General features: G+C 74.6%; 25 protein-coding genes. 24 read left to right on the top strand and 1 reads right to left on the bottom strand.

Going from position 1 to position 26,186, the window contains the following annotated elements; all coding sequences use genetic code 11:
• The first annotated feature begins 48 nt into the window (after positions 1-48).
• The 21 genes from AB0H57_RS14995 to AB0H57_RS14895 all read left to right on the top strand — a co-directional run bounded on the left by AB0H57_RS14995 (position 49) and on the right by AB0H57_RS14895 (position 22,327).
• The gene (locus tag AB0H57_RS14995) at positions 49-1,665 is read left to right on the top strand and encodes a UDP-N-acetylmuramoyl-L-alanyl-D-glutamate--2,6-diaminopimelate ligase (RefSeq protein WP_357506564.1); all 1,617 of its coding nucleotides are present in this window, start codon (positions 49-51) and stop codon (positions 1,663-1,665) included.
• Positions 1,662-3,059: a UDP-N-acetylmuramoyl-tripeptide--D-alanyl-D-alanine ligase gene (gene murF, locus AB0H57_RS14990; RefSeq protein WP_357506562.1), complete on the top strand. Its 1,398-nt coding sequence runs from the start codon at positions 1,662-1,664 to the stop codon at positions 3,057-3,059. Before AB0H57_RS14995 ends, murF begins: the two co-directional genes overlap by 4 nt.
• On the top strand, positions 3,056-4,180 hold the full coding sequence (mraY, locus tag AB0H57_RS14985) for a phospho-N-acetylmuramoyl-pentapeptide-transferase (RefSeq protein WP_357506560.1): 1,125 nt from the start codon (positions 3,056-3,058) through the stop codon (positions 4,178-4,180). Before murF ends, mraY begins: the two co-directional genes overlap by 4 nt.
• A 229-nt stretch (positions 4,181-4,409) precedes the next feature.
• Complete coding sequence (locus AB0H57_RS14980) at positions 4,410-5,828, top strand: putative peptidoglycan glycosyltransferase FtsW (protein ID WP_357506615.1); 1,419 nt, start codon at positions 4,410-4,412, stop codon at positions 5,826-5,828.
• Complete coding sequence (murG, locus tag AB0H57_RS14975) at positions 5,828-6,934, top strand: undecaprenyldiphospho-muramoylpentapeptide beta-N-acetylglucosaminyltransferase (protein ID WP_357506558.1); 1,107 nt, start codon at positions 5,828-5,830, stop codon at positions 6,932-6,934. Before AB0H57_RS14980 ends, murG begins: the two co-directional genes overlap by 1 nt.
• 151 nt (positions 6,935-7,085) lie before the next feature.
• Positions 7,086-8,567, top strand: a complete 1,482-nt coding sequence (gene murC, locus AB0H57_RS14970; protein WP_357506556.1) for a UDP-N-acetylmuramate--L-alanine ligase — start codon at positions 7,086-7,088, stop codon at positions 8,565-8,567.
• Positions 8,564-9,418, top strand: coding sequence for an FtsQ-type POTRA domain-containing protein (locus tag AB0H57_RS14965; protein WP_357506554.1), 855 nt, complete (start codon positions 8,564-8,566; stop codon positions 9,416-9,418). Before murC ends, AB0H57_RS14965 begins: the two co-directional genes overlap by 4 nt.
• A gap of 278 nt (positions 9,419-9,696) precedes the next feature.
• Positions 9,697-10,812: a cell division protein FtsZ gene (gene ftsZ, locus AB0H57_RS14960; RefSeq protein WP_357506552.1), complete on the top strand. Its 1,116-nt coding sequence runs from the start codon at positions 9,697-9,699 to the stop codon at positions 10,810-10,812.
• Between the two features lie 9 nt (positions 10,813-10,821).
• Positions 10,822-11,565 carry a YggS family pyridoxal phosphate-dependent enzyme gene (locus AB0H57_RS14955; protein WP_357506550.1) on the top strand — a complete coding sequence of 248 codons (744 nt, stop codon included), beginning with the start codon at positions 10,822-10,824 and terminating at the stop codon, positions 11,563-11,565.
• A 195-nt stretch (positions 11,566-11,760) separates the two neighbouring features.
• Positions 11,761-12,465: a cell division protein SepF gene (sepF, locus tag AB0H57_RS14950; protein ID WP_357506548.1), complete on the top strand. Its 705-nt coding sequence runs from the start codon at positions 11,761-11,763 to the stop codon at positions 12,463-12,465.
• Between the two features lie 19 nt (positions 12,466-12,484).
• Positions 12,485-12,784, top strand: a complete 300-nt coding sequence (locus AB0H57_RS14945) for a YggT family protein (RefSeq protein WP_222955039.1) — start codon at positions 12,485-12,487, stop codon at positions 12,782-12,784.
• 53 nt (positions 12,785-12,837) lie between these two features.
• Positions 12,838-13,656: a DivIVA domain-containing protein gene (locus tag AB0H57_RS14940; protein ID WP_357506546.1), complete on the top strand. Its 819-nt coding sequence runs from the start codon at positions 12,838-12,840 to the stop codon at positions 13,654-13,656.
• A gap of 76 nt (positions 13,657-13,732) precedes the next feature.
• Positions 13,733-14,413 carry a hypothetical protein gene (locus AB0H57_RS14935; RefSeq protein WP_357506544.1) on the top strand — a complete coding sequence of 227 codons (681 nt, stop codon included), beginning with the start codon at positions 13,733-13,735 and terminating at the stop codon, positions 14,411-14,413.
• A 20-nt stretch (positions 14,414-14,433) separates the two neighbouring features.
• The gene (locus tag AB0H57_RS14930) at positions 14,434-14,733 is read left to right on the top strand and encodes a DUF167 domain-containing protein (protein WP_357506542.1); all 300 of its coding nucleotides are present in this window, start codon (positions 14,434-14,436) and stop codon (positions 14,731-14,733) included.
• A 22-nt stretch (positions 14,734-14,755) separates the two neighbouring features.
• The gene (locus tag AB0H57_RS14925; RefSeq protein ID WP_357506540.1) at positions 14,756-16,258 is read left to right on the top strand and encodes a potassium/proton antiporter; all 1,503 of its coding nucleotides are present in this window, start codon (positions 14,756-14,758) and stop codon (positions 16,256-16,258) included.
• 227 nt (positions 16,259-16,485) lie between these two features.
• Positions 16,486-16,905 (top strand): TraR/DksA C4-type zinc finger protein, encoded by a 420-nt coding sequence (locus tag AB0H57_RS14920; protein ID WP_222955035.1) that lies wholly within the window; start codon positions 16,486-16,488, stop codon positions 16,903-16,905.
• 70 nt (positions 16,906-16,975) lie between these two features.
• Complete coding sequence (gene lspA / locus AB0H57_RS14915) at positions 16,976-17,632, top strand: signal peptidase II (RefSeq protein ID WP_357506537.1); 657 nt, start codon at positions 16,976-16,978, stop codon at positions 17,630-17,632.
• Positions 17,629-18,573, top strand: coding sequence for an RluA family pseudouridine synthase (locus AB0H57_RS14910; RefSeq protein ID WP_357506535.1), 945 nt, complete (start codon positions 17,629-17,631; stop codon positions 18,571-18,573). The genes lspA and AB0H57_RS14910 overlap by 4 nt, the downstream gene beginning before the upstream one ends.
• A gap of 11 nt (positions 18,574-18,584) precedes the next feature.
• Complete coding sequence (locus AB0H57_RS14905; RefSeq protein WP_357506533.1) at positions 18,585-19,451, top strand: hypothetical protein; 867 nt, start codon at positions 18,585-18,587, stop codon at positions 19,449-19,451.
• Positions 19,452-19,587: 136 nt separating this feature from the next.
• Positions 19,588-21,267, top strand: a complete 1,680-nt coding sequence (locus AB0H57_RS14900; protein WP_357506531.1) for an AAA family ATPase — start codon at positions 19,588-19,590, stop codon at positions 21,265-21,267.
• A 100-nt stretch (positions 21,268-21,367) separates the two neighbouring features.
• The gene (locus AB0H57_RS14895; RefSeq protein ID WP_357506529.1) at positions 21,368-22,327 is read left to right on the top strand and encodes a DUF2567 domain-containing protein; all 960 of its coding nucleotides are present in this window, start codon (positions 21,368-21,370) and stop codon (positions 22,325-22,327) included.
• Here the strand turns inward: AB0H57_RS14895 and AB0H57_RS14890 are convergent.
• Positions 22,239-22,940 (bottom strand): LON peptidase substrate-binding domain-containing protein, encoded by a 702-nt coding sequence (locus AB0H57_RS14890; protein WP_357506527.1) that lies wholly within the window; start codon positions 22,938-22,940, stop codon positions 22,239-22,241. The genes AB0H57_RS14895 and AB0H57_RS14890 overlap by 89 nt on opposite strands.
• 107 nt (positions 22,941-23,047) lie before the next feature.
• Between AB0H57_RS14890 and hisD the strand changes: the two genes are divergently transcribed.
• Genes hisD through hisB form a run of 3 tightly spaced genes read left to right on the top strand, consistent with a single transcriptional unit; the run spans position 23,048 to position 26,107 of the window.
• Positions 23,048-24,370, top strand: coding sequence for a histidinol dehydrogenase (gene hisD / locus AB0H57_RS14885; protein WP_357506524.1), 1,323 nt, complete (start codon positions 23,048-23,050; stop codon positions 24,368-24,370).
• Entirely contained in the window at positions 24,367-25,452 is a 1,086-nt protein-coding gene (locus tag AB0H57_RS14880) for a histidinol-phosphate transaminase (protein WP_357506522.1), read from the top strand. Before hisD ends, AB0H57_RS14880 begins: the two co-directional genes overlap by 4 nt.
• A gap of 43 nt (positions 25,453-25,495) precedes the next feature.
• On the top strand, positions 25,496-26,107 hold the full coding sequence (gene hisB, locus AB0H57_RS14875) for an imidazoleglycerol-phosphate dehydratase HisB (RefSeq protein ID WP_357506520.1): 612 nt from the start codon (positions 25,496-25,498) through the stop codon (positions 26,105-26,107).
• Positions 26,108-26,186 lie beyond the last annotated feature (79 nt).

Here is a 26,186-nt window from a genome sequence, read left to right as displayed (position 1 = left end):
CTGGAACGGGACATCATCGGTGGGTGGGGACGAAGCACCGGGGCGGCTGTGCGGTCGGAACCGCACGACCGGGTAGGGTCTGACGCCGTGCCCGGCAATCCACGTCCCCAGACCGTGCATCCCGTCCGGCTCGGCGACCTCGCCGCCCGGTTGCGGGCGAGCGCGACGAGTGAGCCCGCGAGCCCCTCGGCGGCGGGCTCGGAGCAGGCCCCGCCGCTGACGCCGGACGCCGCCGCCGTGGCGGTGACCGGGGCGACCCACGCCAGCCAGGAGGTCCGCCCCGGCGACCTGTACGCCGCGCTGCCCGGCGCCCGGCGGCACGGCGCGGAGTTCGTCGCCCAGGCCGCGGCGGCCGGCGCGGTGGCCGTACTCACCGACCCGGCCGGCGCTCCGGCGGCGGCCGAGGCCGGCCTGCCGGCGCTGGTCGTGCCCGATCCGCGGGCGGCGCTCGGTGTCCTCGCCGCCGCCGTCTACGGCGATCCCAGCGCCGGGCTGACCATGATCGCGGTGACCGGCACCGCCGGCAAGACCTCCACCGCCTACCTGATCGAGTCGGGGCTGCGCGCGGCCGGCCACGTCACCGGGTTGATCGGCACCGTGGAGACCCGCCTCGGCGACCTGGTGGTGGACAGCGTCCGCACCACGCCGGAGGCGACCGACCTGAACGCCATGCTGGCCGCGGCCCGCGAGCGCGGGGTCACCGCCGTGGTCATGGAGGTGTCCAGCCACGCGCTGGCGATGGGCCGGGTCGGCGGGGTCCGCTTCGCCGTCGGCGGCTACACCAACTTCGGCTCCGACCACCTGGACTTCCACGCCGACGTCGACGACTACTTCGCGGCCAAGGCGCAGTTGTTCGACGGGCGCTGCGCGGTCGAGGTGCTCAACCACGACGACCCGGCGCTGCGCCCGCTGTTCAAGCCGGCCACGGTCAGCTACTCGGCGGCCGGCGACCCGACCGCCACCTGGTACGCCACCGACGTCAGCGGCGAGGGGTACGCGCAGCGGTTCACCGTGCACGGCCCGGACGCGGTGACCCTGCCCACCGGAGTGGCCCTGCCGGGCCGGCACAACGTGGCCAACGCGCTGCTGGCGGTGGCCATGCTGGTCGCGGTCGGCGTCGATCCGGAGACCGCCGCCGCCGGGGTGGCCGGCTGCGGGGGCGTACCGGGGCGGCTGGAGCTGGTCAGCGGCGACGCGCCGGTGCGCGGGGTGGTCGACTACGCGCACAAGGCGAACGCGATCGAGGCGGTGCTGGCCGCCCTGCGCGACCTCACCGGCGGCCGGCTGATCTGCGTGGTGGGCGCGGGCGGCGACCGGGACCGGGGCAAGCGGCCGGTGATGGGCGCCGCCGCGGCCGAGGGCGCCGACGTGGTGCTGGTGACCGACGACAACCCGCGCACGGAGGACCCGGCGGTGATCCGGGCCGAGGTGCTGGCCGGGGCGTACGCGGCGGGCACCTTGGCGCGGATCATCGAGGCGCCCGGTCGCCGGGCCGCGATCGCCGAGGCGGTCCGGTTGGCCGAGCCGGGCGACGTGGTGGCGTTGCTGGGCAAGGGGCAGGAACGGGGCCAGGAGGTGGGCGGCGAGGTGCTGCCGTTCGACGACCGGGTGGAGCTGGCGGCGGCGCTGCGCGCCCGCTACGGCGACCGGGCGGGGCAGCGATGATCCCGCTGACCCTGGCCGAGGTCGCCGCGGCCGTCGACGGGCGGCTGGTGGCCGTCGACCCGGACGCCCGGGTCACCGGCGGCGTCGAGTTCGACTCGCGCAAGATCGGCCCGGGCGGGCTCTTCGTGGCCTTCCCCGGCGAGCAGGTGGACGGGCACGACTACGCCGAGCGCGCGGTGTCCGCCGGGGCGGCGGCCGTGCTCGGCACCCGCGAGGTGCCCGGGGTGCCGATGGTGCTGGTGGCCGACGCGCTCGACGCGATGGGCCGGCTGGCCCGCGCCGTGGTCGACCGGCTGCCCGGGCTGACCGTGATCGGGCTCACCGGCTCCTCCGGCAAGACCACCACCAAGGACCTGATCGCCCAGCTCGCCGTGCGGCTCGGCCCGACCGTGGCGCCGCCCGGCTCGTTCAACAACGAGCTGGGCCACCCGTACACCGCGTTGCAGGCCACGCCGGAGACCCGCTACCTGGTGATGGAGAAGGGCGCCCGCGGGGTGGGGCACGTGCGCTACCTGTGCGAGGTGGTGCCGCCGCGGATCTCGGTGGTGCTCAACGTCGGGGTGGCGCATCTCGGCGAGTTCGGCTCGGTGGAGACCATCGCGCTGGCCAAGGGCGAGCTGGTCGAGGCGCTGCCCGCGGACGGGCTGGCGGTGCTCAACGCCGACGACCCGCTGGTCGACGCGATGGCGGCGCGGACCGCCGCCCGGGTGGTCCGCTACGGCGAGTCGGAGCGGGCCGACGTGCGGGCCGTGGACGTCACGCTGGACGAGCGCGGGCGTCCGGCGTACACCCTGGTGACGCCGGAGGGCGGCGCGCCGGTACGGCTCGGGCTGACCGGCCGCCACCAGGTCTGGAACTCGCTCGCCGCCGCCGCGGTCGCCCGCGAGCTCGGCCTGCCGCTGGCCGACCTGGCGGCGGCCCTGGGCGAGCTGGGCCTGGTCTCGACCCGGCGGATGGACGTGTTCGAGCGATCCGACGGGGTCACCGTGATCGACGACTCGTACAACGCCAACCCGGCGTCGACGGGCGTGGCGCTGCGGGCGCTGGCCAGCATGCGGGGGACGGGGCGTACGGTCGCGGTGCTCGGCTACATGGCCGAGCTGGGCGACTTCGAACGCGAGGGGCACCGGCAGGTGGGCCGCCTCGCGGCCGAGTTGGGTGTCGACCGGCTGCTCGTGGTGGGCGAGCCGGCTGCGCCGATTCACGAGGGCGCGACAGCGGTAGGCGAGTGGGGAGGAGAGTCGGTGCTGCTCACCGATCAGGCGGCGGCTGTCGAGGTGCTGCGGGGCGAGCTACGGCCGGGTGACGTCGTCCTGGTCAAGGGCTCCCGGTACCGGACCTGGGAGGTGGCCGACGCGCTGCGCGCGGACGCCCGGGAGGGTGGCGCCGCATGAGGGCGGTGATCGTCGCCATCGGGGTCGCCTTCATCATTTCGCTCTTCGGCACCCCGATCGCGATCAAGGTGTTCACCCGGCTGAAGGCCGGCCAGCCGATCCGGGCCGAGGGCCCGGCCATGCACCAGGGCAAGAAGGGCACGCCGACGATGGGCGGCGTGGTGTTCATCCTGGCCACGGTCATCGCGTACGTCGCCGGCCACCTGGCCCTGACCTCCCTGCCGGACCAGCAGATCGCCCAGGTCGAGCCGACCATCACGGCCCTGGTGCTGCTGGGGCTGATGGTCTTCTCCGGCGCGGTCGGCTTCATCGACGACTTCCTCAAGGTCCGCAAGCGGCACAGCGGTGGCCTGAACAAGCGGGGCAAGCTCGCCGGCCAGATCCTGGTCGGCGCGGTCTTCGGGATCGTCGCGCTGTACTTCCCGAGCACCATGACCGACGCCAGCGGCAAGACCACCAACACCGAGACCGTCGCCAGCACCACGCTGAGCTTCATCCGGGACATCCCGGCGCTGGAGATCGGCAAGATCGGCGCGGTGATCGTCATCATCCTGGTGGTGATGGCGGCGACGAACGGGGTGAACCTCACCGACGGCCTGGACGGGCTGGCCACCGGCGCCTCGGTGATGGTGCTGGCCGCGTACGCGCTGATCGCGTTCTGGCAGTACCGGCACTGGTGCGCCGACCCGAACTACACCGAGAGCTACTGCTACACGGTGCGGGACCCGCTGGAGATCGCGCTGATCGCCGGGGCGGCGGCCGGGGCCTGCGTGGGCTTCCTCTGGTGGAACACCTCACCGGCACGGATCTTCATGGGCGACACCGGCGCGCTCGGCCTGGGTGGCCTGATCGCCGGCATGGCGATGTCCACCCGGACCATTCTGCTGCTGCTGATCCTGGGCGGCCTCTTCGTGATCATCACGATGTCCGTGGTGATCCAGATCATCTCCTTCCGGACCACCGGCAAGCGGGTGTTCCGGATGTCGCCGTTGCAGCACCACTTCGAGCTGGCCGGCTGGAGCGAGGTCAACATCGTGGTCCGTTTCTGGATCATCGCCGGGATCGGCGTGGCCATCGCGCTCGGGCTCTTCTACAGCGAGTTCCTGGCCGCCGTCAGCTGAGGCTGAGGTGTCAGGAGGGGCCCCTTGTCAACAGACGTCTGTTAACAAGGGGCCCCTCCTTTCGCGGGTGCGACACGCCGAGCGGGCGGTTCACCGGCACCGGTCCGCGGGAAACCGCAATGATGAACGGGTGGGGGAGGACCGAGGGACCGGCACGACGACGGAAGCGGCGAACCGGCGGGCGGCCGGCGCCGGGCGTACCAGCGACCCGTCCGCGCCGACGCCGGGGCTGACCGCCACGGCCGGGCTGTCCGCGCTACGCGGCCTGCTGGCCCGGCCGCTCGCGTCGTACTACCTGCTGCTGTCCAGCGCCGGCCTGCTGCTGATGATCGGCCTGACGATGGTCTTCTCGGCCACCAGCGTGATGGACTTCGCGGCGGACGGCAACGCGTCGGCCTCGCTGGCCAAGCAGGCGGTCTTCGCGGTCGTCGGCATCGTCGCGTTCTGGGCCTGCCAGCGGCTGCCGGCCAGCACCTACCGCTCCGTGGGCCGGACCGTGCTGGCCGTCGCGATCGGCCTGCTGCTGGTGCTCAACCTGGTGCTGGCGTACGGCCGGCTGACCGGGCAGGAGGACCCGCGGCTCGGGCCGCTCCAGGCCCACCTGAACTGGCTGTACCTCGGGCCGGTCCAGTTGCAGCCCTCCGAGCTGGCGAAGTTCGCGCTGGTGCTCTGGGGAGCCCGGTTGATCGTCCGCAAGGGCGCCGCGCTGGGCTGGTGGAAGGAACTGGCCACCCCGCTGTTCCCGGTGGTCGGCCTGCTCGCCGTGCTGGTCGGATACAACGACCTGGGCACCATGCTCTGCCTGCTGGCCATCGTGGTGGGCCTGCTCTGGGCGGCCGGGGTGCGCAGCCGGGTGTTCGCCGTGCTCTCCGCGATCGGGCTGGCCGGCGTCGGGCTGCTGATCGCCGCCGCCTCGCTCGGCGCCGGTTCCGGCGAGCGGGACGCCACCAACTACCGCTTCGCCCGGCTCACCTCCTTCCTGGAGGACCCGGAGAAGTGCAAGCTCGACGGCTGCTGGCAGATCTACCAGGGCCGGCTGGCCATCGAGCACGGCGGCTGGTTCGGCGTCGGGCTGGGCAAGAGCAGCCTGAAGTGGGCCTGGCTGCCCGAGGCGCACAACGACTTCATCTTCGCGATCATCGCGGAGGAACTCGGGGTGGTCGGCTGCACCGTGGTGCTGGTGCTCTTCGCGGTGCTGGCGTACAGCGGGCTGCGCATCGCCCGCCGGGTCGAGGACCCGTTCCGCCGGCTCGCCGCCGCGGCGGTGACCACCTGGCTGGTCAGCCAGGCCGCGATCAACATCGGCGGGGTGGTGGGCCTGCTGCCGATCACCGGCCTGCCGCTGCCGTTCATCTCCGACGGCGGCAGCGCCCTGGTGGTGACCCTGGCGGCGGTCGGCATGCTCGCCTCGTTCGCCCGCGCGGAACCGGACGCGGCCCGAGCCCTGCATGCCCGTCCGCCGGCCCGGTGGGTCCGGCTAGTGTGGGCCCCGTTGCCGCCGCTTCCCGGCCGGCGTCGCCGATCGGCGGCACCGCCGGCTCCCCGAGGGTCCGTGCCCCGGTCGCGAGCGCGGCGCGAGGACGACCAGGCCGCGCCCCGCGGCGCCCGGACGGGCCGCGCGGGGACGGCGAGCGAGAGGAGACGCTGATGGGTCCGCTGCGTTCGGTGGTGCTCTGCGGAGGGGGCACGGGTGGGCACATCTACCCGCTGCTGGCCTTCGCCGACTGCCTGCGCCGACACGACCCCGGCGTCCGGATCACCTGCCTCGGCACACCCCGGGGGCTGGAGAACGAGCTGATCCCGCCGCACGGTTACGACCTGCGCCAGATCCCCGCGTACCAGCTGCCCCGCTCGGTCAACATGAACCTGGTCCGTACCCCGGACCGGATGTGGAGGGCGGCGCGCGCGGCGGGCAAGGTGATCGACGAGGTGCAGGCCGACGTGGTGGTCGGCTTCGGCGGGTACGTCTCCGTCCCCGGCTACCTCGCCGCCTGGCGCCGCGAGCTGCCGATCGTCATCCACGAGGTGAACGTGCCGCCGGGGGTGGCCAACCGGATGGGCATGAAGTTCACCAAGCACGTCGCGGTGGGCTTCCCGCACCAGCCGGCCCAGGCCGAGTCGCTGCGCGAGGCCCGGGTGGTCGGGGTGCCGTTGCGCCGGGGCATCGCGACGCTGGACCGGGCCGCGCTGCGCGACGCCGCCCGCGCCCACTTCGGCCTCCGCCCGGATCTGCCGGTGCTCTTCGTCGCCGGCGGCTCGCAGGGCGCCCGCTCGATCAACCTGGCCGTCTCCGGGGCGGCCAAGGAGCTGGCCCGCAACGGCGTGCAGGTGCTGCACGTGATCGGGGCCCGCAACGAGCCGGTGCCGGTTCCCACCGACCTGCCGGTGCCGTACGTGACCCTGCCCTACCTGTCCGAGATGGAGCTGGGCTACGCGGCGGCCGACCTAATGCTCGGCCGCGGCGGGGCGATGACCTGCGCCGAGGTGGCCGCGATCGGGCTGCCCGCGATCTACGTCCCGTACCCGCACAGCAACCAGGAGCAGAAGCGCAACGCGCTGCCCGTGGTGCAGGCCGGCGGCGGGCTGCTCGTCGACGACGCCGAGCTGACCCCGGACTGGCTGGAGCGTACGGTGATCCCGCTGGTACGGGACCCGCAGCGGCTCGCGGCCATGGGCGCCGCCGCCGCCGGCTACGGCCGCCGGGACGGCGACGAGGCGCTGCTGAGGTACGTCTACGAGGCGGTGGCTCGGTGAGCGCGAGGAGCGAGCCGGGGTTGCGAGCCCCGCAGTCGCGAACTCAGGCCAGCGGAGTGAGCGCGAGGAGCGAGCCGGGGTTGCGAGCCCCGCAGTCGCGAACGACGGCGGTCCCGACGACGGGGCGCGCCGCGACGGAAGGGCACACCGCATGAACACCGCGCAGTTCACTCCGGCCGGCACCCGCACCGCGGAGGACCTGGGCCGGATCCACCTGATCGGCGTCGGCGGGGTCGGCATGGCCGGCCTGGCCCGGCTGCTGCTCACCCGGGGTCTGCCGGTCTCCGGCAGCGAGCTGCGGGAGTGGCCCTCGCTGGCCGGCCTGCGCGCGCTGGGCGGGACCATCCACATGACCCACGAGGTGTCCAACCTCGACGGCGTGGACACGGTGGTCTATTCGACGGCCATCCCGCAGGACCACCTGGAGATGGTGGAGGCGCGCCGGCGCGGGCTGCGGGTGCTGCACCGCTCCGAGGCACTCGCCGCGGCGATGACCGGCCGGCGCACGGTGGCGGTCGCCGGCACGCACGGCAAGACCTCCACCACCTCGATGGTGACCATGGTGCTCCAGCAGGCCGGGGTGGACCCGTCCTTCGTGATCGGCGGCGAGATCTCCGAGGCCGCCTCCAGCGCCCACCACGGCACCGGCGAGTACTTCGTGGTGGAGGCCGACGAGAGCGACCGGTCGTTCCTGATCTACCGCCCGTACGTGTCGATCATCACGAACGTCGAGGCGGACCACCTCAACACCTACGGCGACCTGGCCACCCTGGAGGCCACCTTCGCCGAGTTCGCCCGGCTCACCGACCCGGAGGGCTTCATCATCACCTGCGCCGACGACCCGGGCGGGCGGCGGCTGGCCGACACGCTGCGGGCCGAGGGACGGCGGGTCTGGACGTACGGCGAGGCGCCCGACGCCGACCTGCGGATGAGCGAGATGGCCTCCTCGGCCCGGGGGGTGCGCTACCTGGCCGAGGTCGACGGCATGCCGCTGGGCGAGATCCGGCTGCCGATCCCCGGCCGGCACATGGGGCTCAACAGCGCCTCGGCGGTGCTCACCGCGCACCTGCTCGGGCTGCCGCTGACCGCGGCGGAGGCCGCGCTGGGGGCGTTTCCCGGGGTGCGGCGCCGGTTCGAGCGCAAGGGCGTCGCGGACGGCGTGCTGGTCTACGACGAGTACGCCTACCACCCGACCTCGATGCGGCTGGCGCTGGAGACGCTGCGCGAGGTGGCCGGGGAGGGCCGGCTGATCGTGGTGTTCCAGCCCTACCGGCTCTACCGGACCCGGGACAACCAGGCCGAGATCGCCGCCGCCCTGGGCATCGCCGACGAGGTGGTGCTGCTGGAGGTCTTCGGCCCCGGCGAGCTGCGCGCGCCGGGCGAGGGTTCGGTGGCCCTGGTCGCGGAGGTGCCGCTGCCCGCCGACCGCAAGGTCTTCGTCGACTCGTGGGACGACGTGCCGGTCGAGGTGGCGCGCCGGGCGCGGGCCGGCGACGTGGTGGTCACCATGGGCGCGCCGCCCACCTCGCTGCTCGGCGACCAGCTGCTGGACGCGCTGGCCGCCCGGACCGAGGGCGCCGGGACGGCCGCGCTCGGAGCGGTCGCGGCGGACCCGGCCACCCCGGCCGGATGAGCCCGGGGCCGGCGCGTGGCCGGAGCACCGGCGGGGGCTCCGGCGGTCCCCGTCGCGGCCGGCCGGCCCGTCCGGGTACGCCCGGCTCCGGCGGACCGGTCCGGCGCTGGCAGCTGGTCCGGGCCGGCACGGACGCGGTGCCGCCGTCCACCCGGCGCTTCATGGCCCGGGCCCGGCAGCGCCGGATGCGGGCCGCGTTGCCCTGGGCGGTCGCCGCCGGGGTGCTGGCCCTGGCCGGGCTGGTCGCCTGGACCCTGCTCGGCACCGGGCTGTTCGGGGTGCGGCAGGTCCGGGTGGAGGGGGCGAAGCTGGTCACCCCGGTCGAGGTGCGGGAGGCGGCCGGGGTGCCGGACGACCAGCCGCTGGCCCGGGTGGACCTGGCCGCCGCGGCCCGGCGGATCGGCGCCCTGCCGCCGGTGGAGCGGGCAACGGTGCGCCGGGACTGGCCGGACGGGCTGGTGATCCGGGTGGTGGAGCGCAAGCCGGTGGCGGCGGTGCCGCAGGGGGAGCGGTACGCGGTGGTCGACCGCGGCGGAGTGGTCTTCCGGACCGCGGATGAGCAGCCGCCCGGGCTGCCGCTGCTGCGGGTGGCCCGGCCCGGCCCGGACGACCCGGACACCCGCGCCGGGCTGGCGGTGCTCGCCGCGCTGACCCCGCCGCTGCGCGCCGTGCTGCGCGAGGTCGACGTGGACGGGCTGGCCCGGATCAACCTGCGCCTGGCCGATGACCGGACGGTGTTCTGGGGGGACGCCAGCCGGGGGACGGACAAGGCGCGGGTGGCCGCCGCGCTGCTGGGTCGGGAAGCCGACAGCATCGACGTCAGCGCGCCGGACGTGGTGACCTTCAAGTGATCCGGCGGTCATCGCGACCGGTCGGGTGTGCGGGGCGGTGGGCGGCGGTACGTGAACCGTCCCGCTCCAGGCCGCGACACGCCGGGCGGGTCCTTGGCTCCCGGCGTGGCTGCGCTTACGTTGCCCCGAAGAGGATCAGTGGTTGACATAACTGTAAGCCTCTAGTAGAGGGTTAGAGTTCACTCCCGATCCTCCACTGGGGACTGTCGGGTCGGTCGCCGGTCTGGCCAAGCCGTACCTGGTCGGCCCATGCCAATCTCGAAGGGAAAGGACCGGAGATGACACCTCCGCACAACTATCTGGCGGTCATCAAGGTCGTCGGCATCGGTGGCGGCGGCGTCAACGCCGTCAACCGCATGATCGAGGTTGGGCTCAAGGGCGTCGAGTTCATCGCGATCAACACCGACGCCCAGGCGCTGTTGATGAGCGACGCCGACGTCAAGCTCGACGTCGGCCGCGAGTTGACCCGCGGACTGGGCGCGGGCGCCAACCCGGACGTCGGCAAGAACGCCGCCGAGGACCACCGCGACGAGATCGAGGAGGTCCTCAAGGGCGCCGACATGGTCTTCGTGACCTGCGGCGAGGGTGGCGGCACCGGCACCGGCGGCGCGCCGGTGGTGGCGAACATCGCCCGCAAGCTGGGCGCGCTGACCATCGGCGTGGTGACCCGGCCGTTCTCCTTCGAGGGCAAGCGGCGTCAGGTGCAGGCCGAGTCCGGCATCGACGAGCTGCGCAACCAGTGCGACACGCTGATCGTCATCCCGAACGACCGGCTGCTCGCGCTCGGCGACCGCAACATCAGCATGATGGACGCCTTCCGCACCGCGGACCAGGTGCTCCTCTCGGGTGTCCAGGGCATCACCGACCTGATCACCACCCCGGGCCTGATCAATCTCGACTTCGCCGACGTCAAGAGCGTGATGAGCGGCGCCGGCAGCGCGCTGATGGGCATCGGCAGCGCCCGGGGCGAGAACCGGGCCGTGGAGGCGGCCGAGGCGGCCATCTCCAGCCCGCTGCTGGAGCAGAGCATGGACGGCGCGCGGGGCGTGCTGCTCTCCATCGCCGGCGGCTCCGACCTGGGCCTGTTCGAGATCAACGACGCGGCCCAACTGGTCACCGACGCGGCCCACCCGGACGCGAACATCATCTTCGGCGCGGTGATCGACGACGCGCTCGGCGACGAGGTGCGGGTGACCGTGATCGCGGCGGGCTTCGACGGGGGCACGCCCTCGTACAAGGCGGCGGAGCCGGCGCGCAAGACCAACCAGAACCAGCCGGCCCAGCCGAGCACTCCGGTCGCGCCGCCGACGCCGATGCCGGCGCCGGCCCAGTCGCCGCGTCGGGTGCTCTTCGACGACGTCGACGTGCCGGACTTCCTCAAGAACGGGTCCTGAGTCGTACCGATGACGCAGCACGACGCCATGGTGCGGCCGGACCGGCGGGCCGAGCTCGCGACCGCCCTGGGCCAGGTCAGGGCCCGGATCGCGGACGCCTGCGTGGCGGCGGGCCGGGACCGGTCGGCGGTCACCATGATCGCGGTGACCAAGACGTACCCGGCCGGTGACGTGGTGGCGCTGGCCGGGCTCGGGGCCACCGACGTGGGGGAGAACCGCGACCAGGAGGCGGCGCCGAAGGCCGCCGAGGTCGCCGCGGCCGGGGTCGCGCCGCGCTGGCACTTCATCGGCCAGCTGCAGCGCAACAAGTGCCGTTCGGTGGTCCGGTACGCCGACGTCGTCCACTCGGTGGACAGCGTCCGGCTGGCCGGCGCGCTGGCCCGAGCCGCCGAGGCCCGGGACCGGCCGCTGGAGGTGCTGGCCCAGGTCAGCATCGACGGCGACCCGGCCCGCGGCGGGGCGTTGCCCGACTCGGTCGACCCGGATCGCGGGCTCGGCGCGGTGACCGGGGCGCTGGCCGAGGCGGCGGGGATGCGTTTCACCGGCCTGATGGCGGTGGCGCCGCTGGGTTGGGAGCCGGAGCGGGCCTTCGCCCGGCTGGCCGAGGTGGCCGCGGCGGTCCGCCAGGACCATCCGGGTGCCACCGCGCTATCGGCCGGAATGAGCGCGGATCTGGAAATCGCCATCCGGTTCGGCGCGACACATGTCCGCGTCGGCAGCGCGTTGCTCGGAATGCGCCCCACGCTGCGGTAGCCTGACCGCGAAAGAAGCAAATTACATCGGTGTTGTTTTGGAACGGCGTCCCGTTGTCGGGGGCCATGGCGGACGGACCGCGAATCGGCCGCCAGGGGATTGCCGATCCGATCCGGTGGGCATCATCGTTGTCCACTCGTGATCAAGCGACACGGCACGGGGGTGCGTGCCGCACGGCGGACGGAAGGGCGCGGGATGGGTGCACTGCGCAAGGCGGGGGTCTGGCTCGGGCTCGTCGAGGAGGACGACGAGCGGGGCTACGACGACGGGGGCTACGACAAGGGTGGCTACCGCGAGTCGCGGTACCGGTCGAACAGCCGGTACGCCGAGGAGTTCGCCGACGACGAGGACGAGGAGTCCGAGGAGCCGCCGGCGCCGCGACCCCGGCTGGCCGAACGCGGCCGGCTCGGCGAGCGGTCCACCGGCCGTGGCCTGGACGGCGACCGCGACGACGACCGCCCGGAGCGGGTGGAGCGCGTCGAGCGGTCCAGCGTCCGGTCGATCACCCGGTCCGGGGGTGGGGACACCTCGGGGGCGCTGACCTACCACACCCGGGACAACCTCGCCCTCGCCCCGCAGGCCCAGCCCAGGGAGCGTGCCATGCCGGTGGAGGAGGAGCAGCGGTACCAGATCACCACGCTGCACCCGACGACCTACCGCGAGGCGCGGACCATCGGCGAGCACTTCCGGGACGGCGTCCCGGTGATCATCAACCTCACCGAGATGGACGAGGCGGACGCCCGTCGTCTGGTGGACTTCGCCGCCGGGCTGGCGTTCGGGCTGCGGGGTACGATCGAGCGCGTGACCAACCGGGTGTTCCTGCTCTCACCGGCCAATGTCCAGGTCACTGCGGAGGACAAGGCCAAGATTGCTGAGGGCGGCTTTTTCAGCCTGAGCTAGCCGAGGGACGTCGCCTGCCGTGTTGTCGATCCTGCTCCAGGTCCTCTACCTGATCCTGTACGTGTTCCTGCTCCTGCTTTTGTCCCGATTTGTCCTCAGCGCCGTGCTGCAGTACGGTCGCCGCTGGCAGCCGGGCCGGGGAGCGGCGGCCGGACTTGAATCCGTGTGGAGCGTCACTGATCCGCCTCTCAAGGCGTTGAGGCGAGTGATCCCCCCACTGCGAATTGGTACCGTGAGCATCGACCTGGCCTCCCTTGTGCTCCTGGTTATCCTGTTCGTGCTGATGGAGTTCGTGTTGAAGGGGCTGATCCTCCGGTGAACGACCCGGTGGGACAGCCCACTGCGCGGCCGCAACTGACCCGAGGAGTTTCGATGCCGCTGACCCCGGCCGACGTCCATAACGTCGCCTTCAAGAAACCGCCGATCGGTAAGCGGGGGTATGACGAGGAGGAGGTCGACGCCTTCCTGGACGAGGTCGAGCGCGAGCTCGCCCGTCTGATCGAGGAGAACAACGAGCTGCGTGCCCAGGTGGAGCGCGGTGGCCGTGGCGGCGCGCCCGCCGGCCCCGGTGGCGACGCCCGGCTCGCGGCCGAGCTCAACGACGTGAAGGCCCAGCTCGACCGGGTCCAACGTGACAAGGCGGCGGCCGAGCAGGCGGCCCGCGCGATGCAGGCCGAGCTGGAGCAGGTCCGCTCCACCGGCGGCCCGGGGGTGGGCGCGCCCACCGGTGACGGCGAGCAGCAGGCGCTGCGGGTGCTGATGATGGCCCAGCGGACCGCCGACGACCACGTCTCCGACGCCCGCCGCGAGGCCGACCAGCTGCTCTCCGAGGCCCGCACCAAGGCCGAGGAGGTCACCCGCGAGGCGCGGGCCAAGGCCGACGCCCTGGAGCGGGACGCCCGCCAGCGGCACCAGGAGGCCATGGGCGGCCTGGACGCCAAGCGCACCGCACTGCAGAAGCACATCGAGGAGCTCAAGCAGTTCGAGCGCGAGTACCGCACCCGCCTGAAGGCGTACCTGGAGAGCCAGCTGCGCGACCTCGACGGCCGGGGCCAGGGCCTGGAGGCCGAGATGACCCGCGGCGTGGAGGGCGGCAACCGCTCCGGCGGCACCAACGGACTCGCCGCGGCCGGCCTCGCCGGCTCGTACGGCGGCGGCCGCTCCGGCGGCGCCCTCGAATCGGGCCGCTGATTCACCCGTCGGCGGTCGTCGCCCACCGCGACGGCCGCCGACCGTGCCACACCACACGACGCGGCGGGGGTGAGCCGTGATAGTCGCAAGCCTGCTGCTCATCCTCGTCGCCGTCGGATCCCTCGTCCTCGGTCTGGCCGGCGGGTCCAGCACACTGCTGGTCGTCTCGATCGCGGCCAGCCTGCTGGCCGCCGTCGCGTTGGTGGTGGGCGCCCGCCAGGCGGTCGCCGCCCGCTCGGCGCCGGACCGGTCCGGGCTGTTCCGCCGCGCCGCGCCGACCGCGGCCGCCGGGCCACGGGTGGACATTCCGATGCAGCACGTTCCACCGACGGCCGGCGTCGACGAGCCCGGGTGGCGGCAACCACCCGGACCGTCGGCGGCCGTCGGCGATCCCCAGGATCCCTTCGGGGCCGCTCCGGCCGGCCCGAATCCCTGGGCCGACCAGCCGGGGGCGGACCCGGCAGGCGGCACCGCGTCCGAGGCCGCCGGCCGCGAAGAGCCGGCACCACCGGCCGACCCGGCCGACGAGCCGCCCCCCGAGCCCGTCACCGCGGAGCGGGCCGCCCTGGTGGCCGGGCTCGTCCTTGAGGTGCGGGTGGTCGACGGCCGCCCCCGCTACCACCTCGCCGGCTGCCGGCACCTGCTCGGCCGCGACGACGAGCCGTTGCCGGTCGCCGAGGCGGTCGAACTGGGCTTCACCCCCTGCGGCCAATGCACTCCGGACACCTTCCTGCTCGCCGGCGCCCGCCCGAGCTGAGCCGCCCCGACGTGACCGGCATGGACGACACGCTCACCGTCGCCGTACGGGTGAAGCCGGGCGCTTCCCGGACCCGGGTAGGTGGCCGGTTCGACGGCCCGCACGGTCCCGCCCTGGTGATCGCGGTCAACGCCCCACCGGTGGACGGCCGGGCCACCGAGGCGGCCCGGCGGGCCCTGGCCGAGGCGCTCGGCGTACGGCCGGCGGCGGTGTCGCTGCGCGCCGGCGCGGCCAGCCGGGACAAGCTCTTCCTGGTCGAGCGCCCGGCGCCGGGCCTGGCCGGCGCGCTGTCCCGGCTGCGCGACGGATCGGCCGGGTGACGGCGCTGCGGGAGGATGCTCGGTGACGCCCGGGTTGGATCTCGCCCTGCTGCTCGGCGCCGCCGTCCTGCTGGTGGCGGTCGGCGCGGTCCGCTTCTCCACCCGGCTCGGCGTCCCGAGCCTCCTGGTCTACCTGGCGCTCGGGGTGACGCTCGGCGAGGGCGGGCTGGGCATCCGCTTCCACGACGTCGAGCTGACCCGGGTGCTGGGCTTCTGCGCGCTGATCGTGATCATCGCCGAGGGCGGGCTGAGCGCGCGGTGGAGCACCCTGCGCCCGGTGCTCGGCCTGGCTTCGACCCTGGCCACGGCCGGTGTGCTGGTCAGCATCCTGGTGGTCGGTCTGATCGTGCACCTCGCGCTCGGGCTGGACTGGCGGCTGGCGCTGCTCTACGGCGCGGTGCTGTCGTCCACCGACGCGGCGGCGGTCTTCGCCACCCTGCGCCGCCTGCGCCTGCCGCCCCGCCTGGTGGCCGCGCTGGAGGCCGAGTCGGGGATGAACGACGCCCCGGCGGTGCTCGTCGTGGTGCTGCTGTCCCGCAACGCTCCAGCCGGCCACCCCTGGTGGTACGACGTGCTGCTGGTCGGGTACGAGTTGGGCGCCGGCGCCGCGGTCGGGGTGCTGGCCGGGCTCACCGGCCGGTTCGCGCTGCGCCGGGCGGCCCTGCCCGCGTCCGGCCTGTACCCGATCGCGGTGGTCGGTTTCACCGTGCTGGCCTACGCCGCCGGGGCGGTGCTGCACGCCTCGGGCTTCCTTGCCGTGTACGTCGCCGGCGTGCTGCTGGGCAACGCCCGGCTGCCGCACCGGCAGGCCATCCTCGGCTTCGCCGACGGGTTGGCCTGGCTTGCCCAGATCGGCCTGTTCGTGCTGCTGGGCCTGCTCGCCACGCCGGCCCGGCTGGGCGCTGCGGTGCTACCGGCGGTGGTCACCGGGTTGGCGCTGCTGCTGGCCGCCCGACCGCTGTCGGTGGCGGTGGCCGCGCTGCCGTTCCGCGTCGGCCTGCGGGAGCAGGCGTTTCTGTCCTGGGCGGGGCTGCGCGGCGCGGTGCCGATCGTGCTGGCCACCATCCCGCTGTCGGAACGGGTGCCCGGGGCGGACCGGCTCTTCGACGCGGTGTTCGTGCTGGTGGTGATCTTCACCCTGCTCCAGGCCGGGACGCTCGCCCCGGCGGCTCGCCGGTTGGGGGTGACGGCGCCGGCCGAGGCGGAGGAGATCCGGGTGGAGACCGCGCCGCTGGAGCGGATGCGGGCGGACCTGCTCCAGCTGGAGGTGCCGCCGGGGTCGCGGCTGAGCGGGGTGCACGTGGACGAGTTGCGGCTGCCGGTCGGCGCCTCGGTGACCCTGGTGCTGCGCGACGGCACCGGGTTCGTGCCCGATCCCTACACCCGGCTCAAGGTGGGCGACAGCCTGCTGATCGTGGCCACCGCCGGGGTCCGCGACGAGACCGAGCGCCGGCTGCGCGCGATCAGCCGGCGGGGTCGGCTGGCCAGGTGGTTTGGCGAGTACGGCGAGGACCGGGGCGAATGATCTGCTAGCGTTCCTTTTGCCCTGATTAAGGGCAGATCGCGGTGGAATTGCGGTGCGCCGGTGCGGCACGTTGTCGGACGCCTGTACGTTCCGTATTCTTGCCACCCTCCGGAGTACGCGGCCATCGATGTCGTGTGCCCGTTTTGTATGTACGTGGGGGACGCCAGGGGCGGCGGACCTCTTCGCACCGCTGACCGCCGCGGAACCCGTGGCCGAGGGAGCTGACCATGGCGAAGCCAGCCGACACCAGGACCGCCGGCCGTAAGCCGGTGGTGAAGGCCACCCGCAGCGCGGCGGAGACCGAGAAGATCCGGGCGGCCCTGGCGGCCCGGCGGGACGAGTTGCGCGCCGAGTACGATCAGACGCTGAGCGAGATCACCGAGCTGCAGCGCGATCGGCTGACCGACTCGGCCGGGGACGACCAGGCCGACACCGGCACCAAGACGTTCGAGCGGGAGCAGGAGATCTCTCTCGCCAACAGCATCCGGGAACGGATCACGCAGGTCGAGCGGGCGCTGGAGCGGCTCGACGAGGGTGGCTACGGCTGGTGCGAGCGGTGCGGCGACCCGATCCCGGTGGAGCGGCTCGCCGCCTTCCCGTCGGCGACCCTCTGCGTGAAGTGCAAGCAGCTGGAGGAGCGGCGCTGAGGTCCGCTCCCCGGCGGCCGATCAGTCGGCGGTGAGGCCTCACCGCCGGGAGAACGTCGATGGGGAGCCGATGACCGCAGCGCCACAGGCCGGATCCGGGACCGCCGAGCGGGGCGGCGGCACACCGCGCCGCCGGGCGGTCGGGATCCTCGTCGGCATCGCCCTGGTGGCCTTCCTGGCCGACCTGTTCACCAAGCACCTGGCGTTGCAGAACCTCCGCGGCCGGGGCCCGGTGAGCCTGCTCGACGGGACGGTCTATCTGACGCTGACCCGTAACAGCGGCGCGGCGTGGAGCATCGGCTCCGACCACACCTGGGTGTTCCCGCTGATCACCCTCGGGGTGATCGGCTGGATCGCCTGGATGGCGGTCCGGCTGCGCTCGGTGCCGTGGGCCGTCTCGCTCGGGCTGGTGCTCGGCGGGGCGCTGGGCAATCTCGCCGACCGGATCTTCCGCGCTCCCGGTCACTTCGTCGGGCACGTGGTCGACATGATCAGCCTCTTCGACCCGTACGGCCAGGTCTGGCCGGTGTTCAACCTGGCCGACAGCTCCCTGGTCTGCGGGGTGGTACTCGCGGTCCTGCTGGAGCTGACCGGCCGGCAGCGCGACGGCAGCCGGGCCGGCGCCGCGGACCCGGCGGACGCCGGGACCGACCGGCCGGCCGGCGCCGAGCCGGTCGCCGCGGAGCCGGCCGACTCGACCGCCGACGAGCCTCGGAGGCGCGCGTGACCTCGGCCTTCTCCACCGGCGGCGACCACCGTTCCCTGCCGGTCCCGGACGGCCTGGACGGCATGCGCCTGGACCAGGCCGTGTCCCGGCTGTTCGGGCTCTCCCGCACCGCGGCGGCGGCGCTGGTCGACGCCGGCGACGCGCTGGTCGACGGCGCCGCCCGGGCCAACTCGCACAAGGTGAAGGCCGGTTCGTGGCTGGAGGTGACGCTGCCCGCCCCGGCCGCCCCGCCGACCGTGGTGCCGCAGGCGGTCCCCGGCCTGCACGTGGTCTACGCCGACGACGACATCGTGGTGGTGGACAAGCCGGTCGGCGTGGCCGCGCACCCCAGCCCCGGCTGGACCGGGCCGACCGTGATCGGCGGGCTGGCCGGCGTCGGGCACCGGATCTCCACCAGCGGCGCCGCCGAGCGGCAGGGGGTGGTGCACCGGCTGGACGTCGGCACCACCGGGATCATGGTGGTGGCCAAGAGCGAGCAGGCGTACACCGCGTTGAAGCGGGCCTTCAAGTACCGCGAGGTCGAGAAGCGCTACCACGCCGTGGTGCAGGGCCACCCGGACCCGCTGCGCGGCACCATCGACGCCCCGATCGACCGGCACCCGCACCACGACTACCGCTGGGCGGTGGTTTCCGGCGGCAAGCCGAGCATCACCCACTACGACACGCTGGAGGCGTTCCCGGCGGCCAGCCTGCTCGACGTCCGGTTGGAGACCGGGCGTACGCACCAGATCCGGGTGCACTTCTCCTCGCTGCGGCACCCGTGCGTGGGCGACCTCACCTACGGCGCCGACCCGACGCTCTCCGCCCGGCTCGGGCTGGCCCGGCAGTGGCTGCACGCCCGGTCGCTGAGCTTCCTGCACCCGGGCACGGGTGACCAGGTCACCTTCGTCAGCGAGTACCCGGACGACCTGGCCCGGGCGCTGGAGATCCTGCGCGACTGACCGGCGTGCCGATGACCCGACCAGGCGACCCACCCGGGCCCACCGCCGCGCCTCCGGCGCCGCGCCGGCGCCGGCCGCGCACCCTCACCGTCGCCGCGCTGGCCGGTGCGGTCGCGGTGGGGGCGGTGGCCGCCCGGACGGCCGACCGGGAGCCGGTCGGTGACCCGACCGTGGGTGAGGTGACCCGGGTCGGCGTGGTGGCCGGCGGGTCGGTGCCGGACTACCTGCGCGCCTCCGCCGCCGAGCTGGCGGCGCTCGGCGCCATCGGGGAGCCGTACGCCCTGGTCTCCTTCACCGGGTACCGGCCCCCCGGGTCGTTGGCGCAGTTGCTGGCCGGGGTGGCCGTCGCCGAGGTGGTCGCCCGGGTCCCGCTGCCCGACCGGCAGACCGAGATCGTCCGGATTCCGGCGCAGCTGGTGCCCGAGCACGTGCGCGCCGGCATGGCCGAGGTGGCCGGGCGAAAGGACCGGGAAGCGGCCGACCAGCGCTCCCGGGCGTCGGCGCTGACCGACGCCACGGACCGCGACGGCGAACTGCGCCGGCGCTACGACAGCGGGGCGCGGGTGGCCGCGGCCGAGGCCGCCGGGTACCGGTCCGGCTGCGCCTGCGTGTACGCCGCGCTGGTGCGCGCCGATCCGCCGGCGCTGCGGGCGCTGGCCGCCCGGCCGGGGGTGCGGGCGGTCGATCCGGCGCCCGAGCTGCGCCGCCTCGACCGGTCGGTGCTCACCCCTCCACTGCCCGAGCAGCGGGACACGGCCCGGCCGCCGGCCGACCGGGAACCGGCCCGCCCGACGGCCGGTGCCTTGCCGGATGTGATCGGTTCGTCACGATCTCCAGAAGGTGCGACCTCCGGCGGGTTCTCGCGCCCGCCGCGTTGACCTCGGCCGATGTGCCCGATTCCGCGCCCCCGGGGTGGCGCGGGGGCAGGGGATGTGCACGGACCGGTGTGGTCCGCATAGGGTTTCGTTCGTAGCCTGTCAGGCGGGAAGCGACGGCGCTGGGGGAGGGCGAGCCTTGGACGGCACGGAGACCGGCTGGGGACGGCCGGCCGAACCAGCACCGCGCTGGCGGGCGCTGTTCGACCGGGCGCGCCTCGGCGGTCGCACCGCCGAGCAGGCCGAGGCCGACCGCCGCGTCGAGGAGCAGCCGCCGTCGCGGCGCGCGCCCGACGACGGCTACGCCGGGCGGGCGTCCGCGTTCGGCCGGGCCGAGCCGGCGTACGACCCGCCGGGCGGTTACCGGGCGGAGGGTGGCTACCGGGCCGAGGGCAGTTACCGGGTCGACCCGGCCTACCGGGCCGAGCCGTCGTGGCGGGCGGAGCCCGGTCACGCCGCCGAGCCGGCGTACCCGGAACCGTCCTATCCGGAGCCGTCGTACCCCGGACCCGCCGAGTCCGGGTACGGGGACGGGGCGTACCGCAGCGAGTCCGCCTACCCGGGGTACCGGGCCGAGGCGCGCTCGCCGGTCGAGCCGCCCTACCGGGCCGAGAGCGGATACCGGGCCGAGAGCGGGTACCGGGGCGAGGCGGCCTATCCGCCGGAGCCGCCGTACCGGGACCCGGCGGCCGAGTCGCGGTACTCGCTGCTGGACAACGGCTACCGGCCCGAGCCGCCGGCGGAGTCGCGGTACGCGCTGCTGGAGGGGAAGGGCTACCGGCCCGAGGCGCACCAGCCGCAGGCCCTGCCGCGGCCGGCCGCCCCCGAGCCGGCGTACCCGGCCCGGCCCGGCCGTCGCGAGCAGGACTGGCAGCCCGAGCCGAGCTACCCGGCCGAGCCGGTGTACCGGCCGGCGGTCGAGCCGGCGTACCGGGCCAGCGCGGCCGTCGAGGCGTCCCCGCCGGTGGTCGCCACCGCCGCCGTGGTCGGCGAGCGGGCCGGTCCGGACCGCCAGCAGGAGCGCGCGGCCGGCGTGCTCCGCCGGGACCTGGGCACCCCGCGGGTGCTCGCCTTCGCCAACCCCAAGGGCGGCGTGCACAAGACCACCGCGACGGTGCTCGCCGCCGCCACGGTGGGCAGCGTCCGGGGGGAGGGCGTGCTCGCCTGGGACGACAACGAGCTGCGCGGCACCCTGGGGCTGCGCGCCGGCAGCGCCCGGCACGCCCGCACCATCCGCCACCTGATCCACGACCTCGCCCAGATCGAGATCATGGAGGGCGAGACGCTCCTGGCGCACCTGGACGACTACCTCCGGCACGCCTCCGACGGCTCGTACGACGTGCTGGCCGGGGAGGAGAGCCCCCGGTTCGCCCAGCGGCTCGACCAGTTCACCGTCAAGCGGGTGCTGGAGCTGCTGCGGCGCACCCACGACGTGGTGTGCGTGGACACCGGCAACAACGTCGAGAGCGCCAACTGGCGCACCGTGATGCAGGCCGCCGACCAACTGGTGGTCACCACGGTGCCGCGGGAGGACGCCGCGTTCAGCGCCGACTGGATGCTCGACCTGCTGCACGAGGTCGGCATGGGTGAGTTGGCCGACAACGCGGTGACCCTCATCTCCTGTCCCACGCCGGGCCGGTCCAGCCTCCAGGCCGACCTGGAGCGGCATTTCGCCACCCGCACCCGGGCGGTCGCCGTGGTGCCGTACGACCCGGCGCTGGAGACCGGCTCCTCGATCGAGTACCACCAGCTCCAGGCGGAGACCCGGGCCGCCTGGCTGGAGGCCGCCGCGGTGATGCTGGAGCCGTTCGCCCGCTGACGCGCCCACCCGCGCCGGGGGAGACCGGGCGGCAGGATTTTGCCGAAGCTCGGCGTGGACCGGCGGACGCGGGGGCGGCCCGGCCTGAGAGGATCATCGGGTGAGTCCGGAGACCTCCGATTCCGAGCGGCCGCAGCCGCGCCCCGCCCCGACCGGTCACCCGGCCCCGGACGCCCCGACGACCGGGCCGGCCGGCGCGCCGCCACACCCGGCCGAGCCGGCCCCGAACGCCGCCCCGGCCCCGAACGCCGCGCCACCTGCCGCGCCGGCCCCAGATGCCGCGCCGGCTTCAATCGCCACGCCGACCCCGGGCGTCGCGCCGGCCGGCGCCGCCGATCCGTTCGCCGCGCCGGATCCGTACCCGGCCGGCGCGGTGCCCTGGTGGTGGGAGCAGCGGGCCGCCCCGCCGGAGCCGCCGGGCGGGCGGCGCCGGGCCGCGCGCGCCGGCCTGGTCGCGTTCGGCGCGCTGACCGTGCTGGGCGCCCCGCTGGGCCTGCTCTGGGCGACGGTGGCACCGGCCACGCCGGTGGTCAAGACGGCGCAGGGCGCGGTGTACGCCCAGCCGCAGCCGGAGCAGCCGGTCGCCGCGGACGGCTGGTTCAGCCTGCTCGGCCTGGGCTTCGGGATCCTCGCCGCGGTGGCCCTGTGGCTGCTGCTGCGCCGCACCCGGGGCCCCGGTCCGCTGGTCGGCGGGACGGCCGGCGGGCTCGGCGCGGCGCTGGTGGCCTGGCAGCTGGGCCGCCGGCTCGGCCTGTCCACGTACGATCGGCTGCTGGCGAGCGCGCCGCCCGGCACCGCCTTCACCAAGCCGGCCGACCTGCGCGCGGGCGGGATCGACTGGTTCCACGGCGTGCTGCCCTACCCGCACGGCAACCTGCTGCTGCCCGCGTTCGGCCTCGCCGTCACGTACACCCTGCTGGCCGGCTGGTCGCGTTGGCCGTCGCTGCGGCCCGAGCCGGAGCCCGGCGGGCTCAGTTCGGTGCCGGTGGCGGGCCCGCCAGCTCCGACAGCGGCACCGGAACCGCCCGGACCTGGCGCAGCAGGGCCGTCTCCCGGTTGAGCAGCCGCAGCTCGGCGCGGAGCCGGGCGGCGGTGTCGCCGATCGCGAGCAGCCGCTGCCGGTCGTCCACGGTCAGCGCGGCGGTGGCGGCGACCAGGTGGGACAGCACGGTCGGGTCCTCCGGCAGCTGCTCGGAGATCTCCTCCGGGTCGGGCCGGATCAGGCTCAGGTACTGCCGGAAGACCGAGATCACCCGGGCGGCCAGCAGGTCGGCGCCCTCGTCGGCGCCGGCCGACTCGGGCAGCCACTCCACCTCCGCCGTCAGGTACGGCGCCGAGCGCGGGTCCACGTCCGCGATGCGGAACCGGCGCCGGCCCACCGTCACGATGTCGTAGCCGCCGTCGGCCAGCTCGGTGACCTGGCGCAGCTCGGCGGTGCAGCCCACCTCGTGCAGGGTCACCTCGCCGCCGCCCGGTACGGCCCGCCCGGCGCCCGGCGCCACCTCCCAGCCGGCCCGGATGGCCACCACGCCGAACTCGCGGGGGCTGCCGTCGGGCAGCCCCATCAGGTGGCGCACCAGGGCGCGGTAGCGCTCCTCGAAGATGTGCAGCGGCAGCACCAGCCCGGGAAAGAGCACCGTTGTGAGGGGGAACACCGGCAGCCGTGCGGTCACGGCTCCGAGCGTAGCCGCCGCCGTCCGCGGCGGCGTGGCCCGGCTCACCGTCCCGGCGTACGGGCGGCGCGGGCCGGCCCGACGCGGGGCCGCCTAGACTCGCAAGGGTGCTGAACCGGATCGACCTGCGCGGCGGGGTCCGTGACCCGCGCCGCCTGCTGCCCCGTGCCCAGCTCGACGTGTCCGTGGCCGTCGAGCGGATTCGCCCCCTGGTGGAGGCGGTCCGCGAGCATGGATATCCGGCGATCCGGGAGGCGAGCGTCCGGTTCGACGGCGTCTGCCCGGAGCACCTGCGGGTGCCGGTGGAGGTCATCCGCGCGGCGGAGGGGACGCTCGACCCGCAGGTCCGGGCGGCGCTGCTGGAATCGATCACCCGGGCCCGCAGGGTGCACGCCGACCAGCGGCGCACCGAACACACCACGCAGGTGGTGCCGGGCGGCACGGTGACCGAGCGCTGGGTGCCGGTCGACCGGGTCGGCCTGTACGTCCCCGGCGGCCTGGCCATGTACCCGTCGACCGTGGTGATGAACGTGGTCCCCGCCCAGGCGGCCGGGGTGCGCTCGCTGGTGGTGGCGAGCCCGCCGCAGCGGGACAACGACGGCCTGCCCGACCAGCGGGTCCTCGCCGCCTGCGCGCTGCTCGGTGTGGACGAGGTCTACGCGGTGGGTGGCGCCCAGGCGGTCGCCATGCTGGCGTACGGCTCGACCGTCGACCCGGCGGGCGCCGAGCGCTGCGACCCGGTCGACATGATCACCGGCCCGGGCAACATCTGGGTCACCGCCGCCAAGCGGCTGCTGCGCGGCGTGGTCGGCATCGACGCCGAGGCGGGCCCCACCGAGATCGCCGTCCTCGCCGACGACACCGCCGACCCGGCGCATGTCGCCGCCGACCTGATCAGTCAGGCCGAGCACGACCCGCTCGCCGCCAGCGTGCTGGTCACCCCCTCGGTGGCGCTCGCCGACGCGGTGGACGCGGAGCTGGCCCGGCAGGTGCCGGCGGCCAAGCACGCCGAGCGGATCGGCACCGCGCTGGGCGGCGAGCAGAGCGGCGTCGTCCTGGTCGACGACCTCGAGGCGGGGTTGCGGGTGGTCGACGCGTACGCCGCTGAGCACCTGGAGATCCAGACGGCGAACGCCCGCGAGTGGGCGCTGCGGGTGCGCAACGCCGGGGCGATCTTCGTGGGCGCCTGGTCGCCGGTGTCACTCGGCGACTACTGCGCCGGTTCCAACCACGTGCTGCCCACCGGCGGCTGCGCGCGGCACTCCTCAGGGCTCTCTGTGCAGTCCTTCCTGCGCGGCGTCCACCTGGTCGAATACACCCGCGACGCGCTGCGCGAGGTGGCCCCGCACGTGGTCACCCTGGCCGGGGTGGAGGACCTGCCGGCGCACGGCCAGGCGGTCAGCGTCCGCTTCCCGGGGGCCCGCCCGTGACCACCCTCGACGACCTGCCGATCCGGGACGACCTGCGGGGGCGCACGCCGTACGGGGCACCGCAGCTGGACGTGCCGGTGCGGTTGAACACCAACGAGAACTCCTACCCGGTGCCCGAGCCGGTGGTGGAGGCGATCGGCAAGGCCGTCGCGGCCGAGCTGCGCGACCTCAACCGCTATCCGGACCGGGACGCGGTGGCGCTCCGCGCCGACCTGGCGGCGTACCTCGGCCACGGGCTCACCGTCGACCAGGTCTGGGCGGCCAACGGCTCCAACGAGATCCAGCAGCAGCTGCTGCAGGCGTTCGCCGGCCCGGGCCGTACCGCGCTCGGCTTCGTGCCGGCGTACTCGATGCACCCGCTGCTGGCGCTTGGCACCGGCACCCGGTGGGTTCCCGGCAGCCGCGGCGTCGACTTCGGGTTGACCGCCGACGAGGCGGTCGCCCAGGTCCGCGAGCACCGGCCCGACGTGGTCTTCCTCTGCTCGCCGAACAACCCGACGGGCACCGCGCTGGACCCGGCCGTGGTCGCCGCCGTGCTCGACGAGGCGCCCGGCATGGTGATCGTGGACGAGGCGTACGCCGAGTTCGCCCGGCCGGGCACGGTCAGCGCCCTGGCGGTGCTCCCCGGCCACCCGCGGGTGGTGGTGACCCGGACGATGAGCAAGGCGTTCGGGTTCGCCGGCGGGCGGCTCGGCTACCTCGCGGCCGACCCGGCCGTGGTGGCGGCGGTGCAACTGGTGCGGCTGCCGTACCATCTCTCGGCGCTCACCCAGGCCGCCGCCCGGGCGGCCCTGGCCCACCGGGAGGCCCTGCTCGGCACCGTCAACGCGATCATGGCGCAGCGGGACCGGATCGTCGCCGAGCTGCGCGCCCGGGGGCACCGGGTGGCCGACAGCGACGCCAACTTCGTGCTCTTCTCCGTCGGCGGCGACCAGGTCGCCGCCTGGCGCACCCTGCTCGACGCCGGGGTGCTGGTCCGCGACGTCGGCCTGCCCGGCTGGCTGCGGGTCACCGCCGGCACCCCCGCCGAGACCGACGCCTTTCTCGCAGCTATGGAGACAGTCCGTGAGCGCGAGGAGTGAGCCGCTCGGGCGAGCCCCACAGTCGGGAACGAAAGGTTGCAGCATGAGTCGCATCGCCCGGATCGAGCGGGTCACCAACGAGACCAAGGTGCTCGTCGAGATCGACCTCGACGGCACCGGCAAGGCCGACATCGAGACCGGTGTCGGCTTCTACGACCACATGCTCAATCAGATCGCCCGGCACGGCGGCTTCGACCTGACCGTGCACACCGTCGGCGACCTGGAGATCGACGCGCACCACACGATGGAGGACACCGCGCTCGCCCTGGGTGCCGCGTTCGACCAGGCGCTGGGCGACAAGGCCGGCATCCGGCGGTACGGCTCGGCCACCGTCCCGATGGACGAGGTGCTGGTCCGGGCGGCGGTCGACGTCTCCGGCCGGCCGTACGTGGTGCACGACGAGCCGGTGCTCGCGCCGTACATCGGGCCGGTCTATCCGACCAGCATGACCCGGCACATCTGGGAGTCGTTCGGCCAGTCGGCCCGGCTCACGCTGCACGTGGACGTGCTGCGGGCGGCCCGCCCGGGTGGTCACCCGGACGCGCACCACGTGGTGGAGGCGCAGTTCAAGGCGGTCTCCCGGGCGCTTCGGGAAGCCGTCGCGCTCGACCCGCGCAGCGCGGGCGCGATCCCGAGCACGAAGGGGGCGCTGTGATGAGCGCGAGGAACGCAGCGCAGCGGAGTCCCGCAGTCGCGAATGAAGGGCGGCTGTGATGAGCGCGAGGAACGCAGCG

Source organism: Micromonospora sp. NPDC050686, assembly GCF_040654475.1.
Lineage (GTDB): Bacteria > Actinomycetota > Actinomycetes > Mycobacteriales > Micromonosporaceae > Micromonospora.
This window is presented reverse-complemented; position numbering and strand designations above follow the sequence as displayed.

Bases quoted from the DNA above. Each gene is read 5' to 3' on its own strand.
- hisB (WP_357506520.1), top strand. From the start codon at position 25,496: ATGAGTCGCATCGCCCGGATCGAGCGGGTCACCAACGAGACCAAGGTG.
- murG (WP_357506558.1), top strand. From the start codon at position 5,828: ATGGGTCCGCTGCGTTCGGTGGTGCTCTGCGGAGGGGGCACGGGTGGG.
- sepF (WP_357506548.1), top strand. From the start codon at position 11,761: ATGGGTGCACTGCGCAAGGCGGGGGTCTGGCTCGGGCTCGTCGAGGAG.
- AB0H57_RS14940 (WP_357506546.1), top strand. From the start codon at position 12,838: ATGCCGCTGACCCCGGCCGACGTCCATAACGTCGCCTTCAAGAAACCG.
- murF (WP_357506562.1), top strand. From the start codon at position 1,662: ATGATCCCGCTGACCCTGGCCGAGGTCGCCGCGGCCGTCGACGGGCGG.
- mraY (WP_357506560.1), top strand. From the start codon at position 3,056: ATGAGGGCGGTGATCGTCGCCATCGGGGTCGCCTTCATCATTTCGCTC.
- AB0H57_RS14955 (WP_357506550.1), top strand. From the start codon at position 10,822: ATGACGCAGCACGACGCCATGGTGCGGCCGGACCGGCGGGCCGAGCTC.
- AB0H57_RS14965 (WP_357506554.1), top strand. From the start codon at position 8,564: ATGAGCCCGGGGCCGGCGCGTGGCCGGAGCACCGGCGGGGGCTCCGGC.
- AB0H57_RS14930 (WP_357506542.1), top strand. From the start codon at position 14,434: ATGGACGACACGCTCACCGTCGCCGTACGGGTGAAGCCGGGCGCTTCC.
- lspA (WP_357506537.1), top strand. From the start codon at position 16,976: ATGACCGCAGCGCCACAGGCCGGATCCGGGACCGCCGAGCGGGGCGGC.
- AB0H57_RS14905 (WP_357506533.1), top strand. From the start codon at position 18,585: ATGACCCGACCAGGCGACCCACCCGGGCCCACCGCCGCGCCTCCGGCG.
- murC (WP_357506556.1), top strand. From the start codon at position 7,086: ATGAACACCGCGCAGTTCACTCCGGCCGGCACCCGCACCGCGGAGGAC.
- AB0H57_RS14920 (WP_222955035.1), top strand. From the start codon at position 16,486: ATGGCGAAGCCAGCCGACACCAGGACCGCCGGCCGTAAGCCGGTGGTG.
- ftsZ (WP_357506552.1), top strand. From the start codon at position 9,697: ATGACACCTCCGCACAACTATCTGGCGGTCATCAAGGTCGTCGGCATC.